We start from the raw sequence: 2,027 nt of genomic DNA on the forward strand, positions 1-2,027 counted from the left end.
GTGGTTTGAATTGGATGACGATCCAAATCTGCCAAACAATGCTTTGTGAAGCGAACGATATCCAAAATCAGTTTATAATTTATTAAAATATCTAAAAGAATTGTATCCTGAAACTCCTGTAATTATTACAGAAAATGGACTAGGGTATTATGATGAACTAGTTAATGGTGAAGTTAATGATGATTACCGTATTGATTTCTTATCAGGATTTATTGGATGGATTAATAAAGCTAGAAAAGAAGGTTGTGACGTAAGAGGTTATTTCGTATGGTCAACAATGGAATTATATAGTTGGATAAATGGATATAAAAAGCGATATGGTGTAGTATATATTGATTACGAAAATAACAATAAACGTATACCAAAAAAGAGTTATTATTGGTATAAAAAAATGATAGGGGAGGAAGAAAAAATATGAATAAAATAGGAAATTTTATTGAAGAAAAAGTTGCACCAATTGCAGGAAAATTATCAAATCAGAAATATCTAAAAGCACTTCAAAATACATTTTTATCATTAGTTCCATTTTTTACAGTGGGAAGTTTTGCATTAGTTTTGACTGAACCTCCAGTTGATTATACAACATTAGATGCTGGAGTTCTTAAAAGTTTTATGTATGGATGGCAAATGCTTGCCAATTATATTGGCCCAGTTTTAAATTATGTATATAATATTACTATGCCTTTAATGGCATTATATGTTGCATTAGGACTTGGTTATAATTTATGTAAAATATATAAAATTAATTCTATGATGCCTATATTGATAACTGTGTCTACATTTATAATTTCTGCATGTATGAATTCTGAAGGAACGTTAACTTTTCAATATTTTGATGCAACAGGATTGTTTACAGCGATTTTTGTAAGTATTATTGCATTTGAAGTCTATAGATTTTTAAATGAGAAACAAGTAGGACGTATTAATTTAGAAGGAGGAGGAGTACCTCCAGCATTAGCAGATTCTATTGGAAATCTTGTTCCTGTAGTTATTGTACTTATTGTTACTGCATTATTGAATTATGCTCTATTATTCTTATCATCAATAAATTTACCACAGTTGATTTCTACAGTTATGAATCCATTTGTAAGTGTGGTTGATAATGTTTGGGGTATTATTATCTTAGCCGTAATTGTAATGATTTTCTGGTGGTTTGGTATTCATGACTCTGTTATTACAAGTGCATTAGATCCATTTTTCTATAGTAATTTAGGTGCAAATGCAGCTGCATATGCATCAGGAACTGTTGCTACTGCTTTGCCATATATTGTAACTACACCATTCTGGTGGAATTTTATGGCTATTGGAGGTAGTGGTGCAACATTAGGATTGGCATTTTTAGCTATAACAAGTAAGTCAAAACAGATTAAAACAATCGGGAAATTATCATTTATTCCATCTTTATTTAATATTAATGAACCATTGATGTTTGGTTTACCTTTAATGTATAATCCAATTATGATGATTCCATTTGTATTAGTTATGCCTTTAAATGGTGTTATTACTTATTTTGCAATGAGTAGTGGATTAGTTGCTAAAACATTTGCATATGCAAGTTGGAATATGTTCTCACCTATTGCAGCATTAATTGATACAATGGATATAAAGGCTTTATTATTAGTGATAGTATTGATTATCATTGATATATTGGTATATTTACCATTCTTTAAAGTTTTTGAAAAACAAAAAATAGCAGAGGAAAGTGAAGATTAATGATTAAAATGATATTGGCATGCAATGCTGGAATGAGTACAAGCATTTTGAAATTTCGATTAATGAATGAATTTAAAAGGCATGGGTACCAAGTGTTATTAGCGGCTGTGCCAATATCAGAATTAGATGATTATATTGCAGACGCTCATATAATTTTATTAGCTCCTCAAGTGAGATTTTTTGAAAAAGAATTAAAAAAGTCAATATCTTTACCAATATATGTTATTGATATTGCAGATTATGGAAGAATGGATGCTACTAAAATATTTTCAGAAATTAAAGAATATTTAAGTAAGATATAAATATTCCTATAT

The 2,027-nt window shown here is 29.0% G+C and carries 2 protein-coding genes and 1 pseudogene; all 3 read left to right on the forward strand.

Annotated features, from left to right (window positions below; genetic code table 11):
* Positions 1 to 67 precede the first annotated feature (67 nt).
* Positions 68 to 418: pseudogene (locus ACLR9T_RS14135) on the forward strand (family 1 glycosylhydrolase); the annotation flags it as partial.
* Complete coding sequence (locus ACLR9T_RS14140) at positions 415 to 1,713, forward strand: PTS sugar transporter subunit IIC (protein WP_413110113.1); 1,299 nt, start codon at positions 415 to 417, stop codon at positions 1,711 to 1,713. The pseudogene ACLR9T_RS14135 and the gene ACLR9T_RS14140, both read left to right, overlap by 4 nt.
* A complete protein-coding gene (locus ACLR9T_RS14145) occupies positions 1,713 to 2,015 on the forward strand; it encodes a PTS sugar transporter subunit IIB (protein WP_413110114.1) in 303 nt (100 codons plus the stop codon). Before ACLR9T_RS14140 ends, ACLR9T_RS14145 begins: the two co-directional genes overlap by 1 nt.
* The last annotated feature ends 12 nt before the right edge of the window (positions 2,016 to 2,027 follow it).

Origin of the sequence: Thomasclavelia sp. (assembly GCF_047249845.1) — a bacterium.
Classification (GTDB): Bacteria; Bacillota_I; Bacilli_A; order Erysipelotrichales; family Coprobacillaceae; genus Thomasclavelia.

Excerpts from the sequence above, each read along its gene's own strand:
- ACLR9T_RS14140 (WP_413110113.1), top strand. The coding sequence starts at position 415 with ATGAATAAAATAGGAAATTTTATTGAAGAAAAAGTTGCACCAATTGCA.
- ACLR9T_RS14145 (WP_413110114.1), top strand. The coding sequence starts at position 1,713 with ATGATTAAAATGATATTGGCATGCAATGCTGGAATGAGTACAAGCATT.